We start from the raw sequence: 13,429 nt of genomic DNA, 5'->3' as shown, positions 1-13,429 counted from the left end.
GCGAAGCCGACGCATTGCAGGACCCCGCTCTGCTGCGCCGCCTGTTGCGCGCCAAAGACCGCATGGACGCCGCCTCGCACGAAGCCTGGCCCGTCAAACGACTGGCCGACGTCAGCGGCGTCTCAGAAGCGCACTTCGCGCGCTCATTCAAGCGGGCGTTCGGCATCCCGCCCCATCGCTACCTGCTGACGCGGCGCATCGAGCAAGCCGTTACGTTGCTGCGCGACACCGGACTCGGCATCACGGACATCGCGTTCGCGACCGGCTGGGAAAGCCTCGGCACCTTCGGCCGCGTATTCCGCGACATCACCGGCCGCAATCCCGGTGCGATGCGTGCTGAAGCGCAAGCCAACGCGGGACCCGTCGATCGCGTGCCGGCCTGCGTGCTGAAGGCCGCGCAGCGCCCTGACCTCACGATCGCAGTTTTGGAGAAGCGGCGCCGCACGGCCGGCGATACAGTCCAGCCATCAACCCGGGAGGAGTCATGACTCAAGGTGTCAATGTGGTGGGCCTGTACGTCGACGATCAGGATGACGCGCTCGCGTTCTACGTGAACAAACTCGGATTTCGCGTCCACACGGATGTGCGTAACGGCGCCTACCGCTGGCTGACGGTCCAGCATCCGGAACAGCCGTCGTTCCAGCTCGGGCTGTTTACGCCCGGCCCGCCGATCCACGACGAAGCCACCGCGCAAACCCTGCGCGCGATGGTCGCGAAGGGCGCCATGCCGCCGCTCGTCCTTTCAGTCGCCGATTGCCGCGCCCGCTACGAGCAGTGGAAAGCGAACGGCGTGGAATTCACGCAGGAGCCGGTGGACCGCTACGGCAGCGTCGATGCCGGTTTCCGCGATCCGGCGGGCAACGGCTGGAAGATGATTCAGGCGCCAGGCAAGTAAGCGCGCGATTGCGATATGCGAAAGAAAGCCGCCGGCTTGTGTCGGCGGTTTTTATTTGTGTCGTCCCCATGCTCGAGAGCGCCATCTCATCGTCAACCGGACAACCTGCTTTTCTAATAAATCCAAAACGGTTTATTGATCTCGTCAAATGAATTCGTTCAGCAAGCAATCGTTATTTCGTTGCAAGAACCGGTCTCAACCGCAATGAGTATTGCATCGATCTATAAGGATGTCTTCTGATCGCAATTCCAGATCGAGAAAAACTCCGATAGCGAACTGCGCCTTTCTTCGTCAGTCTGAACTAACACGCCTTTTAACAACGGAGACATAAAAGTGAAGGTAGCGAAGCTTGCAAAAGTCGTACTGCTAGGTGCAACCATTGCCGCCGGTATTTCACCGGTTCAATCGGCCGAGCCGCAAGGCGACTACGGTCCCCCTCTCGAAACCGTCAAGACTTTCGACACGTTCAAACTCGTTGGCGTCGCGGTGTCCCACGAAGGCCGCCTTTTCGCGAGCGCCCCCGCGGCTCAATCCGGCGACAAGCTTGTCGAAGTCAGTGCACAAAACGGCGCGGTGACCCCGTATCCGGATCAGTCCCTGGAACACCTCCGGCTCGGATACCGAGCATGAGTGGGCAGTGCCGCAAGCGATGTGGGTAGACAAAGCCGATCACCTTTGGGTACTCGATTCGGGGCGTGCCGTGCTGACCGCGGCGGGCCCGGGCGCCAGGCCCAAGCTGGTCGAGTTCGACCTCGGCAATAACACGGTGATCCGCAGCTATGGCTTCGATGACATCGTCGCCCCCACCGACTCGCTAAACGATGTGCGCATCGACCTCGTTCATGGTTACGCGTATCTGACCAATATCGGCAAGCGCGGCAGCCTCGTCGTGCTGAATCTCAAGACCGGCACATCGCGTCAAGTGCTGGTCGGCGACCGCTCGACCTTCGCAGACCCGGGCCAGCATCTGATGATCAACGGTCAACCCGCGGAAACGAATGACGGCAAGATAGTCGCCATCCACGCCGACGGCATCGCACTCTCGCCCGATGCCAAATGGCTCTACTACCGGCCGCTCACCGATCACAACTACTGGCGCGTGCCGACCAGCGCGCTGATCGATGCACGCCTAAGCCCCGCACAACTGTCGCGCAAGGTGCAGTATCTCGGCTCGGCCGAATTGACCGGCGGTCTGATCATGGACTCGCGCGGGACGCTTTACGGCGGCGATCTCGAGCACAGCACGATCGTCGCGCTCGACATCGATCCCGCCACGCACAAAGTGAAGTCGCGCCTCTTCGTGCGCGCGCCCGGGCGGCTCTCGTGGGCGGATGGCTTCGCGATCAGCCAGGGTTATCTGTACATCGCCGACTCCCACTTATGGGAGGTGACGTTCAGGAATCATTTGCCCCGTTCCGGGCCGTTCGCGATTTTCAAGGTCAAGCTGCCCGGATAAGCGCATCTCATTGATAGGCGGCGGCCTGGCAGGAGGTCGCCGCGTGCCGCTCCACTTCGAGGGCCGGACAACGGCCGCAGCCGCGCGCACGGCACGTTGGCAAAGAATGCGGCGGCGACCCACAACGGAGGCTCGCGCTTGCTCTCAACTCGACTAGTATTTTTTGATCATAAAAGGCATTTTGTGATTGGTGAGCTTTGCTGCTTCCCCGCAAGTTGTCACCGGTCTAGCCAGTGTTTGATCCCGACATGATTGTCACGACCATGCACCCGCTCGGCATAAGGCACGAGAACCTGCAGCGACTGTTGTTCGAAAGGAGACAGGGGCATGTGTGCCGAGCTTTCAAGCTTCGCGCAGGTAATCATGCCCACGGCCAGGACGAACTCTTCCTGCGAGACATGTCGGGTTCCGGCCTCGGCCATCTGCTGCCACTCGTCAGCGGTGACGTGCTTCTCAATCACCGGCAAGGCTTGCGATTCCTCAGCGGACATATGTTCGAGCAGCGCCGGAAGCAACTGCTTGACCGTCTGCAGCAAAGCCGGACCGTGTAGTGATCCGGCACTGCCGCGCCACGCGCGTAACTCATTGTTTAACTGATCGAGGATTCGCGCGATATCTGCGTGATGACCCTCCATCAGATGAGAAATTCTGACCACTTCCTCTGCGCCCCGATTCGTCAGCTTGGGCCATAAACACTCGTCTTCGAGCGTGTGGTGCGCATGCAAGATGGCGCACATGAACTGAACGTGATCTGCCACCACGTCGGTGCGTTGCTGGTCACCCGGTGGAACGCCGGCGATCAGCGCCGGAACGAGAAGAAACTCCGCCTTGAACATCGCATGAACGTCGAGCATGCTTCGGGAGTCAGCAAGGGGGCCATCAGGTATTTTCTCTCTGCTCATGTTTCCGCTCTGTTGCGGGAGCGCTTATGCAAGCGCCTCGCAAGTAAGGTGTTGGGATGCGACGCATATACGGAGCAAACGGTACGCGAGAGCGTGGCGGCGCTTGCGGTTGAGTTTTCGGTCAGGCTTTTCGGTTACCACCGTTCGCCGCTCGAAAACTGTTTGAAGTCGCGCTTACGCTCGCATGGTCGGAGTGAAATGCCGCTTAATCCGTGCGTCATCGGCTCACTACAGCATCGAGAAAATACTAACGTAGCGGCGCGTGAACGGTGTATGGAGAGCTTCGTCCGTGGGGCGTCCGCTTCGCCTGGCGCATGAGTCATCGTTGTTTTGACGGGTGGACAGTCCGCGTCAGATCGAGACGCATGAAAACGCCGAGAACGTGGACCCCGCCCTCGGACTGCCGGGCCGACTGAACCGTTGTGAATGCAACCATCCAGAACACATTCCGCAGCCTTCGTTCCGACACGGCGCATCAAGACATCGCCGTGGATAGCGCACGAAAAATGCCGCACGCATATTGCCAGGGCCGGACGACATATCCATTAAAAACCCGCAATCGAAAAATTATTGTCCAGCCTGTTGAACTTGCGATTTGACAACTTCATCATCGCGTTCTGGGTGAAAAACAATAATGTGTGTCGCAGCGGACCACCGCGGCCATGACTAAAAGATGAGTTGAATTCCGCGTGCCTAATTTCTTTATCGATCGCCCCGTGTTTGCATGGATCGTCGCACTCGCCATTGTGTTTGCCGGTGCGCTGGCGATTCCGCAATTGCCCGTCGCCCAGTATCCGCGGCTCGCGCCCACTCGAATCATTATCGACGCGACTTATCCGGGCGCGATCACCGAAACGGTCGATGAAACCGTCGGGAGCATCATCGAGGAGAGTCTCGATGGCGCAGAGGGTATGCTCTACTACGAGACGTCGAGCGACAGTCTCGGTGAACTCGAGATCATCGCGACCTTCGCGCCGGGCACCAACCCGGACATTGCGCTGGTCGATGTGCAAAATCGCATCAAGCAGGTCGAGACGCGCCTGCCGAGTCAGGTCGTGCAGCAAGGCATCAATGTATTCAAATCGGCCAACACGTTCCTGATGCTGGTCGCGTTGACATCGGCTGACGGCTCGCGCGATCCCGCTGAATTAAGCGATTATCTGAGCCGCTACGTGATGCGTGAATTGAAGCGCACGCCGGGCGTCGGTTCCGCGCAGCTTTGGGATGCGGACGAAGCATTACGTATCTGGCTCGATCCGATGAAGCTGCGCGAGTATGGTCTTGCCGCCGCCGACGTCAATGCGGCCATCACCGCACAGAACGCCGCTGTCACTGCCGGGACGATCGGCGATACGCCACTGGTCGACGGCCAGCCGTTGACGGCGTCGGTCAGCCTGAAGGGCCAGTTGATTTCGCCTGACGAGTTCGGGCAGATCGTGCTGAAGGCCAAACCCGAAGGCAGCGCCGTACATTTGTCGGATGTGGCGCGCGTCGAAATAGGCCGGGACAACTATGCATTCTGGTCGCGCCTGAATGGCAAGCCGGCGGCGGCGGTGGGCATCCAGCTCGGGCCGCGCGGCAATGCACTCGAAACATCCGGACTGATTCGCGCGAAGCTTGCCGAGCTGTCGAAGCAATTGCCACCGGGCATGTCGATCGAGATCCCGTTCGACAATGCGCATTTCGTCCATGTGGCAATTCACGAAGTCGTCATCACGCTGTGCGAAGCGGTGGTGCTGGTGTTCTTCGTGATGTGGCTGTTTCTGCGCAATCTGCGCTATGCGCTGGTGCCGACCGTCGTGATTCCCGTCACGTTGATGGGCGCGTTTGGCGCGATGTACGCGTGCGGGCTGTCGATCAACACGTTTACGATGCTTGGGCTCGTGCTGGCGATCGGCATTCTGGTCGACGATGCGATCGTGGTGGTCGAAAGCGTCCATCGCGTGATGGCGGAGGAAGGCCTTTCGCCGCGCGCGGCGACGCGCAAGTCGATGGCGCAGATCAGCGGCGCGCTGATCGGGGTGGCTGCGGTTCTGACCGCTGTGTTCGTCCCGATGGCATTTTTTCCCGGCGGAGTTGGCGGCATCTACAAACAGTTCGCGATCGCGATGATCGCATCGATGCTGGTGTCATCGTTTATGGCGCTGTCGTTGACGCCCGCATTGTGCGCGAACCTGTTGAAGGCAACGCCGGCCGCTCATGGGCGCGCAACGGCAACCATAGCGATGCGGTCGTTGCCGACCCGCATTGCGGATGAGTTCGAGAGAAGCGTCGACCAGGCGTCACGCCATTACCGCTTGATGACCTCGCGCATATTGCGGCGGGTGGGCCCGATGCTCGTGCTTTATGCGGGTCTTGTGGCGGTGTGTGCGCTGATGTATTGGCGCATGCCTGCCGGGTTTTTACCGGCTGAAGATCAAGGCCAGTTGCAGGTCATGATCCAGTTGCCGGCGGGCGCCACGCAGGCGCGCACGCTGGCTGTCGTCAAACGTGTCGAGCAGATACTGAGCCGCCAGCCCGAGATTTCGAATGTGACGAGTGTGATGGGCTGGAGTTTTTCCGGCAGCGGCCAGAATGTCGCGATGGCTTTTGTCGAGTTGAAGGAGTGGGACAAGCGCAACGTCGATGCGCGTGTGTTGCGCGACAGATTGAGCGGCGAGTTCGACAGGATTCTCGACGGCCGCGTCGACGTGCAGCTGCCCCCTTCGGTTCCGGGGCTGGGCCATTCGGACGGCTTCGTATTCCGGCTGGAAGACCGCGGCGGTCTTGGCCGCGCGGCGCTGACGAGCGCGCGCGAGCGGCTCGCCGCGCAGGCGAAAGCAGACCCGGTGCTTGCCTCGGTGCACTTCGAGGATCTGCCCGATGCGCCGCGTGTGGCGATCGATTTCGATCGGGCGAAGGCCTACGCGTTCGGTGTGCCTTTCGAACGGATCGCGGACGTGCTGGGAGATACGTTCGGCTCGTCCTATATCGACGATTTTCCGGCCGGCGGACGCATGCGGCGCGTGATTGTGGCAGGACAAGCGTCGTCGCGGATGAGCGCCGACGATCTGCTCAGTTTGTCGGTGCCCAATCAATCCGGCGCGATGGTGTCGCTCTCCGCGCTGGCTACGCTACGCTGGGCGAAAGGGCCGGTCGTGCTGAACCGGTACGATGGGTATCCTTCTCTCGACATCAACGGGCGGGCGGCGTCCGGTCATCAGTCGGGCGAGGCGCTGAAAGAGATGGAGCGGCTTGCCGCGGCTTTGCCGCGTGGGTTCGCCTTTGACTGGGTCGATGCGGCGCGTGAAGAGACTAATGCGACGCGCCAGACTTCACTGCTGATCGGTTTGTCGCTTGTTGCGGTGTTTATGGTGCTCGCGGCGTTGTACGAAAGCTGGGTGGTGCCGCTCGCGGTCATGACGGTCATTCCGCTGGGCGTCGCGGGCGCAGTTGCCGCGGTGCTGATGCGTGGGATATCGAACGACATCTATTTCAAACTGGGGCTCATCACGGTAATCGGTCTGTCGGCCAAGAATGCCATCCTGATCGTGCAATTTGCGCGCGACCTGCACGGCCGCGGTATCCCTTTGAAGCGGGCGATCGTGGAAGCCTCGGCGATGCGGTTTCGTCCGATCGTGATGACGTCGATGGCGTTTTTGCTGGGGGTGATGCCGCTGATGGTGTCGAGTGGCGCGGGCGCTGAAAGCCGGCATTCGATAGGGACCAGCGTGTTCGGCGGCGTCATTACGGCGACGCTGCTAGGGTTGGTGTTTACCCCGTTGGCGTTTTATTGCATGGTTCGGGTTACTAGCCGGCGCCCGAGGCAGGTGCAGGACGCATATGCGGACGATAGCGATACGCGCATGGTGCTTTGGCGCGATGGAGAAAAGGAGCGTTTGTAATTCAAGTGTTGAACCGGGCGTGCTGGCGCGAACTGACGACGTTCGCGATTGCAACCATGACCGCTAGCGGCTTTTCATTGACTCACTGATTTGATGCTTCGGTCTCCCGCGCCTCCTCCCGGAGGATGCGTAGCGCATGGGGTAGCCACACAACTTCCTGCCCGGCAAGGAAACCCATGGACAAGACAGGCTTTTCCGGCTGTTCCGCGCGCCGTCAGTCGCCGCTTCAACTTGCAACAGCGCCAGGCGCGCGTGATCAAGGAAAACTATCCCAGCGGCGGTGAGCGCCACGCCACGTGTCCGGCGCTCCAGCAACTTCACACCGACTTCGGATTCCAGATCGCGAATCTGCCAGCTCAGCGACGACTGCGACGTGTGCAGTCTCCGCTGAGCGGCCGTCAATAGGCTGCCCTCCTCCGCAACGGCAACAAAATATCGCAAATGTCGAAGTTCCATTGGATCTCCGATATGCCTTCAAGGCATAGGTAAGGTCTTCCAAAACCTTTGTCCTCAGGGAAAGGGACGCCTATCTTTGCAGTAGCTTCCGTCGATGCATCGACGGCAGCACCGCAGTCAAACCGGTCGAATCCTGGAAGGAGAGGGCAATGGCTATAGATTCCAAGCTTAGCATCGTGTTCTGCCACGGCATTCCATCGCAGCGTTGTCGGAGTGCGCTCCGCTCATACGTTTTCAGATGTGCATTGTGAAATAAGACTTCGAAAGAAGCCGCTGGCAGCATTCTCGATGCCTCGCGGAGCACCAACACTTCAATCAATCTCTTATAGGAGGTAACAGCGATGCCTACGATCACCACTCCGGACGGCGTAAAGATCTTCTACAAGGACTGGGGGTCCGGTCAGCCGATCGTCTTCAGCCATGGCTGGCCCCTGTCGGCCGACGACTGGGACGCCCAGATGATGTTTTTCCTTCACCACGGCTACCGGGTGATCGCCCATGACCGGCGTGGGCACGGTCGGTCCGAGCAAGTCGGCACCGGCAACGACATGGACCACTGGGTCGCCGACCTCGCTGCACTGACCGAACACCTCGGCGTCCGCGACGCGATCCACATCGGGCACTCCACCGGCGGCGGCGAGGTGGCCCGCTACGTCGCTCGCCACCAGGAGCGGGTGGCCAAGGCAGTGCTGGTGGCCTCGTTGACGCCGAACATGGTGAAAACCGACGCGAACCCTGCAGGTCAGCCGCGGGAGTGGTTCGACGCGGTTAAGTCAGGCATGCTTGGCAACCGGTCGGAGTTTTACCGGGCAGTCCCGGAGGGTCCGTTCTATGGATTCAATCGTCCGGGCGCCAAGCCGTCTGAGGCGGTGATCGCGAACTGGTGGCGCCAGGGCATGGCCGGCAGCGCCCAGGCCCACTATGAGACTGTATCCTCCTGGCTGGAGGACTACACCGAAGACCTGAAGAAGATCACTGTGCCGGTACTGGTCATGCATGGCGAAGACGACCAGATCGTCCCGTTCGCCAGTTCGGTGCCCCGCGCGGTCGACCTGCTCGCGAACGGTGCGCTGAAGACATACCCTGGCTTCCCGCACGGCATGCTGACCACCCACGCGGACGTCCTCAACCCCGACCTTCTCGAATTCATCAAATCCTGACGGGACGCCAGCCCGAACCAGAACCAGGCAATTCGAGTGGCGCGCTCCACGGGTGCGCCACTCGACCTACGTGTCCGCTTAGGGTCGGCTGCGGAAATTCGAGGCTGACGTTGCGCCCGGGCGAGCGACGACTCATTTCAATTTCCGGGTTCGGCCACAAGCAGCCTTCACTTGCGTCGTCGCTCGGACGTTCAAGCGTCGGCTCCGCTCCATAACCGGCCATCCAATTCTAAAGGACGAACGCTCGGTCTTCGACCAAAGCGGTCGTTGCGGCTGGCCCGACCGACGTCCGCTCCAAGACCGACTGCGATCTTTCAAAGTTACAGTTGAAATAACTCAGATATACCGTAAGTAGTCGAGCTTCTTGACTTTCAGGCAGGAATCGATCGGCACTGGCGGGCAAATGCTCGATTCTGAAGGCGCGCGGTATCATGCATCGTGGAAATAAACACAGGCCCCAAACAGTTATACCCCCTGCGGAGCAGCATCGGCGGTCAAAATCGCCGTGCTGGAGCGGGCACTCTCTCTATCTGCATATAAAAGTGATCGTATGACCATGGAACGAATCGCGATCGGAAATAAGGCGCTCACCTTAGCCAAAGCAGTCAAGAAGCCGCAATTTAGCATGAAGACGGTCCTTACTCTGGACCCGTTCGACTATGTCGACCTTTGGCTTCGCCGAGAGCACAAGGACGAAGCGCTGCACTATTGGCGCCAAGCGAGAAACTTTCATCGTGCAGCCGGCGGATTGCCGATCGAATCTGCCCCGCTCGTGCTCTATTACTGTTTCATGAATGCCGCAAAAGCTCTACTTGCCGCTAAAGGCATTGCATTCGTTCCATACCACGGCGTCGGTGCACACCTTATGCGCGGCCCGAATAGCAGAATCATGCTTAGCAACGAGGGGATTGCGATCAAGCAGCATGGCATTGTACCCGCTCTGATTTCCTATTTCGGTGAGACCGAGCCATCCCCGCGTCACAGCTTGGAGGACATTCTTTATAATTTGGTATGCGTCCATAGAACCTATTGCCTAAGTTATGCAAACAAAAGGGAGCGCTTTATACCTCTGAAAACCGCTGCCTTTCTCCGTGATCCCGCATCAGGTGAAGTGCGGCTTCAGGCAGAGTTCGTCGACAACATCGATTGGACGTATTATCGGAGGCGTCTCCCTGTTGAAGTAGTAGCTCTCCCGGGGAGTACATCGGCTATTCAGTCGGTCGCTTCGATAACTTGGGCGACGGCAAACTCGCCTACAATTGCTGAGTTGGATGCACTTTGTCAGTTGAACGCTTCGCTTCGCAGAGTGTTTCACTATATCAATGGCGCTCACACACTCTGGTATCTAAAGACTGCCGGATCGTATGAAATCAACCGAATGCCGATCACCCTGACACTCTCGGCGATGCACCGGCTTAGTGAGATCTGCCGCTATAAGCCATCTCAGTTACAGTCTTATCTCGACGGACAAAAGAACTGGCTACTCAGCGAGTTTGTCGCGATGACGCCGGCCCAGTTCCTTGACGAGATAGCAAGCGAGATGACGGGTCACCAAATCATGATCCCGAATGTGCGCTTGCCAAACTGAGTACAAAATGCAGATTTACATAGCATGTGGGCTTACCCATGTTCCCCGAGATGTTTTTCCTCAATATACAACCTATGTTCACGGGCTCGCCAAGCAACTACGGGCAATAGACGCCATCGAGAACGTACGATACGCCTTGGTTGATAGCGATCCGCAACTTGCATCCAAGCCTGAAGCGGATCAAGCAGGTCTATGCTACGACTGGGACCGTCGCATGGTCGAAGAGGCCGATTTGGTCATTGCGGATGCAAGCTTTCCGTCAACAGGCTTAGGGATCGAGCTTCAAATCGCTGAGGGCTCAGGCATTCCCGTGATCATGCTGGTCGGCGATCTCGGTATCAACCGCGTGAAGGGGGCGCAATACCAGAATCCAAACCGGGAGTACCATGATCTGCAGATTGGCAAGGGAATCGTGTCACTCATGGCATTGGGGCTACCCGCAATACGCAAAATTGTCACCTACAACACATTTTCTGAAGCAATCCAAGGCGCAGTCGAGGCTGTGCGCTTATATTGCTGACCCGAGGTTGTCGCTCTCGCCGCCTGCCCGAAATGGTATTAACCATGGCATGAGATGCCGACATCGACGCCGACAGTGCGTTTCCGATCAAATAACTGTCGTTCATTCGACCGGATCTCGATGACCGTTACGGCCGAACTCCCGTCTCCCTATGTGTGTCAACGAACGGCTGTGTACCCTTGAAAGCCGCCGTGGATGTCGCGCTGGGTCGACGGCCGCAGTGGTGTCGACTTCTGCCTGTCACGTTCGGCAGAGACAGGCTAACAAGAGACGGTCGACGTCTGGGGCCGAATCGCCGACAATCACGACTCTTGGAATGTCGCTCGAGTCCTTCAATATGCGTCTCGAGTAAGCGCCTTTGATTTTCGGCTCACGCGATCTCGCATCTGAATGCGCTTTGCCCGGGTTTCGGAGATTTCCCACAAGGTGACTCGATAAAGAGGTGGCACGAGTTCTGGTGACTTAAACCGGGTCGTAAAATTGAAGGCCGCTCCGCGCGGCCCGCCACTCTCACTCGGCGTCACCACCAGGGTGTTACCAAGGTGGACTGCGACTCTCCGTTTCGCAGCCGAATGAGCAGTTCATCCGGATCAACCGGCACGCCAACGGGGTTCTTGCTGAAAGAATCTGACTCCATAAACTCCGTGCCTTCCTGAATCGTTTCAAAGTTGTCGATCTGCAATTCGATTTGGTTACCATCCGGATCTTCGTAATACAGCGACGTCGTCGGACCGTGATTGATCGAGTACACGGGCAGAATGCCGTCCGACTTCAGGCGCGCATAGTTTTCAAGCAAGGATTCGAGCGAATCGTAAGCAAACGCAATGTGCGCAAGACCACGATTCGGATGTTCGGGAGTCTTCACATCTGCATTCTCGGATCCGGTTGGGATCAGCTTGTCCAGTCCATCGATTCCATCCACCAGTTTGGCAACGGCAGATCGATCTCCGAACGCGATTCGATGATGCTCTTCGTCATACGTCAAAAATGCCATGGCGGGGTTTTCGTGCACGACTCTGGCTCCGAGAACATTCGAATACCAGTCTCGCATTGCCTGGACCTGGCCAGAATAGAGGACAACATGAGCTAACTTTTTTGGTGAGTTCATTTAAGTTTTCCTAAGTAGAAAGTTTGAGCATGCCAATGGGATCTTTCCCGCCAGGCTCCCAAGCCGTGACAAAGCGCCGTAGTGTGTGTCGGCAGACCGTACGGCTTCAAATAGATTGACGTTGTAAGGTCTGACCTTCACCGATTTGCACTGCGCTTCGCATTTACCTTGTCAACTGATACGAGCTGGTTTGAGCACGGTTCGCAACAACAGTGAGGCAACTCAGATGATGAACGGCCGGACGTACCTTGCCAGCGCAAGCGATTTTGAAGGTAGATAAACCACGATGTCAGTCGCAAGGAACTCGTCCAGTGTGGCCTCGCTTGTCGCCTTATTCTTCCTGCGTCGTACCCGCACAGGGGGCCGTCGCACAAAGTGGATGGTCACTCGGCAATTGCACCGGCGTTAGATGCGATAAAAGTGCTTCACCCAAGTCGCGATAGGTAAATTCAAGGTTGGGATCGGTCTGTCGGAACCTGCTAACGACGGCGGCAACAATCGGCCGACTACCAGAGTTTCCCCGCAAGACGCTGGAGTCGATGTGCAAAAGCTTCATTGACTCCAGGATCGGCATCAAGTTGCGACCTGGACATCTTAAGTAACTATCGTGAGCCTCCGCAAGGAGGCACATTTTTGATACTGGAGCATATCGACGTGCACCCTCAAGCCTCTCCGTCCGATCCAGAAAAGTGGCCCTTAGACATCACCCCTCGATGCATGAAAGCTGCCGGAAGGTGAGCAAAATCCTGGCGCGCGTTGGAGATAAGTGGAGCGGGTACCTTGCCATACAGAAACTGCGAAAACAGAGGTGGCCCCGTTCGCGTTCGAACAGTTTTTTGATTTTTAAGTGGAACACTGGACGGGCACGCTGCCGTTTTTAGCCGCGGGCAGGTGCACCTCGTCCATACGGCACATGAACGCCCTATCCGGGGCTCTCTTCGTCATCGTCTCTGGTAACTTTGCAGGAAGGCATATTCTTGATACCGGAGCACATCGAAGTGACTAGTGAATACCACCATCCGACGCACGACGACTGTCGGAGAGTGAGCACAATCTTGACTCGCGTCGGCGACAAGTGGAGTGTTTTGGTCGTCATCCTCCTCGGGGACGGTTCCAGGCGCTTCAACGAAATCAAGCGCATGGCGGACGGGATATCGCAGAGAATGCTGACGCTCACGCTGCGCGGTCTGGAGCGGGACGGCTTAGTCACGCGTACCATCTACCCCACAAAACCTCCGCGGGTTGATTACGAATTGACCGCACTTGGGCGGTCACTGTGCGAGCCCGTCCGGGCACTCGGTATGTGGGCGCAAATACACCTGGCTGAAATCGAAGATGCTAGAAGGGCGTTCGATCAACGGACCGAGGTCGAGGGATCTGTTTAGACGGGTGACCGTTCGCGCTCCTGCCGAACTCCCATGACTCGACATGAGCGTTGTTGCACGGAGGAAATCGAGGTT

At 58.2% G+C, this 13,429-nt stretch carries 11 protein-coding genes and 1 pseudogene; 9 read left to right on the top strand and 3 right to left on the bottom strand.

Annotation, left to right across the window (positions count from 1 at the left end; all coding sequences use genetic code 11):
* The first annotated feature begins 62 nt into the window (after positions 1–62).
* The 4 genes from HV675_RS19170 (at position 63) to HV675_RS19155 (ending at position 2,351) form a co-directional block, all read left to right on the top strand.
* A complete protein-coding gene (locus HV675_RS19170; RefSeq protein WP_246270407.1) occupies positions 63–488 on the top strand; it encodes a helix-turn-helix transcriptional regulator in 426 nt (141 codons plus the stop codon).
* On the top strand, positions 485–895 hold the full coding sequence (locus tag HV675_RS19165) for a VOC family protein (protein ID WP_175112591.1): 411 nt from the start codon (positions 485–487) through the stop codon (positions 893–895). The genes HV675_RS19170 and HV675_RS19165 overlap by 4 nt, the downstream gene beginning before the upstream one ends.
* Before the next feature lie 333 nt (positions 896–1,228).
* Entirely contained in the window at positions 1,229–1,525 is a 297-nt protein-coding gene (locus HV675_RS19160) for a hypothetical protein (RefSeq protein ID WP_175112589.1), read from the top strand.
* 19 nt (positions 1,526–1,544) lie between these two features.
* A complete protein-coding gene (locus HV675_RS19155; RefSeq protein ID WP_175112587.1) occupies positions 1,545–2,351 on the top strand; it encodes an L-dopachrome tautomerase-related protein in 807 nt (268 codons plus the stop codon).
* A 218-nt stretch (positions 2,352–2,569) separates the two neighbouring features.
* On the opposite strand, the gene HV675_RS19150 is transcribed toward HV675_RS19155, so the two are convergent.
* The gene (locus HV675_RS19150; protein ID WP_175112585.1) at positions 2,570–3,253 is read right to left on the bottom strand and encodes a hemerythrin domain-containing protein; all 684 of its coding nucleotides are present in this window, start codon (positions 3,251–3,253) and stop codon (positions 2,570–2,572) included.
* A gap of 689 nt (positions 3,254–3,942) precedes the next feature.
* Here HV675_RS19150 and HV675_RS19145 point away from each other — a divergent pair.
* Positions 3,943–7,137, top strand: a complete 3,195-nt coding sequence (locus HV675_RS19145) for a multidrug efflux RND transporter permease subunit (protein ID WP_175112584.1) — start codon at positions 3,943–3,945, stop codon at positions 7,135–7,137.
* A gap of 97 nt (positions 7,138–7,234) precedes the next feature.
* Here HV675_RS19145 and HV675_RS32525 read toward each other — a convergent pair.
* Positions 7,235–7,593, bottom strand: a pseudogene (locus HV675_RS32525) (LysR family transcriptional regulator); the annotation flags it as partial.
* A gap of 341 nt (positions 7,594–7,934) precedes the next feature.
* On the opposite strand from HV675_RS32525, the gene HV675_RS19135 reads away from it, so the two are divergent.
* The 3 genes from HV675_RS19135 (at position 7,935) to HV675_RS19125 (ending at position 10,861) form a co-directional block, all read left to right on the top strand.
* Positions 7,935–8,753, top strand: a complete 819-nt coding sequence (locus tag HV675_RS19135) for an alpha/beta fold hydrolase (RefSeq protein WP_175112582.1) — start codon at positions 7,935–7,937, stop codon at positions 8,751–8,753.
* Between the two features lie 556 nt (positions 8,754–9,309).
* Positions 9,310–10,341: a YaaC family protein gene (locus tag HV675_RS19130; RefSeq protein WP_175112580.1), complete on the top strand. Its 1,032-nt coding sequence runs from the start codon at positions 9,310–9,312 to the stop codon at positions 10,339–10,341.
* A 7-nt stretch (positions 10,342–10,348) separates the two neighbouring features.
* Positions 10,349–10,861: a TIR domain-containing protein gene (locus HV675_RS19125; protein WP_175112578.1), complete on the top strand. Its 513-nt coding sequence runs from the start codon at positions 10,349–10,351 to the stop codon at positions 10,859–10,861.
* Positions 10,862–11,381: 520 nt separating this feature from the next.
* On the opposite strand, the gene HV675_RS19120 is transcribed toward HV675_RS19125, so the two are convergent.
* Positions 11,382–11,969 (bottom strand): VOC family protein, encoded by a 588-nt coding sequence (locus tag HV675_RS19120; RefSeq protein WP_175112576.1) that lies wholly within the window; start codon positions 11,967–11,969, stop codon positions 11,382–11,384.
* 998 nt (positions 11,970–12,967) lie between these two features.
* Between HV675_RS19120 and HV675_RS19115 the strand changes: the two genes are divergently transcribed.
* Entirely contained in the window at positions 12,968–13,354 is a 387-nt protein-coding gene (locus tag HV675_RS19115; protein ID WP_377700701.1) for a winged helix-turn-helix transcriptional regulator, read from the top strand.
* The last annotated feature ends 75 nt before the right edge of the window (positions 13,355–13,429 follow it).

This window comes from Paraburkholderia solisilvae, assembly GCF_902859875.1.
Taxonomy (GTDB): domain Bacteria; phylum Pseudomonadota; class Gammaproteobacteria; order Burkholderiales; family Burkholderiaceae; genus Paraburkholderia; species Paraburkholderia solisilvae.
The sequence above is the reverse complement of the archived record's forward strand: the minus strand, read 5'-3'. Positions and strand labels throughout refer to the sequence as shown.

Coding starts and splice junctions, on each gene's coding strand:
- HV675_RS19135 (WP_175112582.1), top strand. CDS start 7,935: ATGCCTACGATCACCACTCCGGACGGCGTAAAGATCTTCTACAAGGAC.
- HV675_RS19165 (WP_175112591.1), top strand. CDS start 485: ATGACTCAAGGTGTCAATGTGGTGGGCCTGTACGTCGACGATCAGGAT.
- HV675_RS19120 (WP_175112576.1), bottom strand. CDS start 11,969: ATGAACTCACCAAAAAAGTTAGCTCATGTTGTCCTCTATTCTGGCCAG.
- HV675_RS19125 (WP_175112578.1), top strand. CDS start 10,349: ATGCAGATTTACATAGCATGTGGGCTTACCCATGTTCCCCGAGATGTT.
- HV675_RS19170 (WP_246270407.1), top strand. CDS start 63: ATGGACGCCGCCTCGCACGAAGCCTGGCCCGTCAAACGACTGGCCGAC.
- HV675_RS19155 (WP_175112587.1), top strand. CDS start 1,545: ATGTGGGTAGACAAAGCCGATCACCTTTGGGTACTCGATTCGGGGCGT.
- HV675_RS19150 (WP_175112585.1), bottom strand. CDS start 3,253: ATGAGCAGAGAGAAAATACCTGATGGCCCCCTTGCTGACTCCCGAAGC.
- HV675_RS19130 (WP_175112580.1), top strand. CDS start 9,310: ATGGAACGAATCGCGATCGGAAATAAGGCGCTCACCTTAGCCAAAGCA.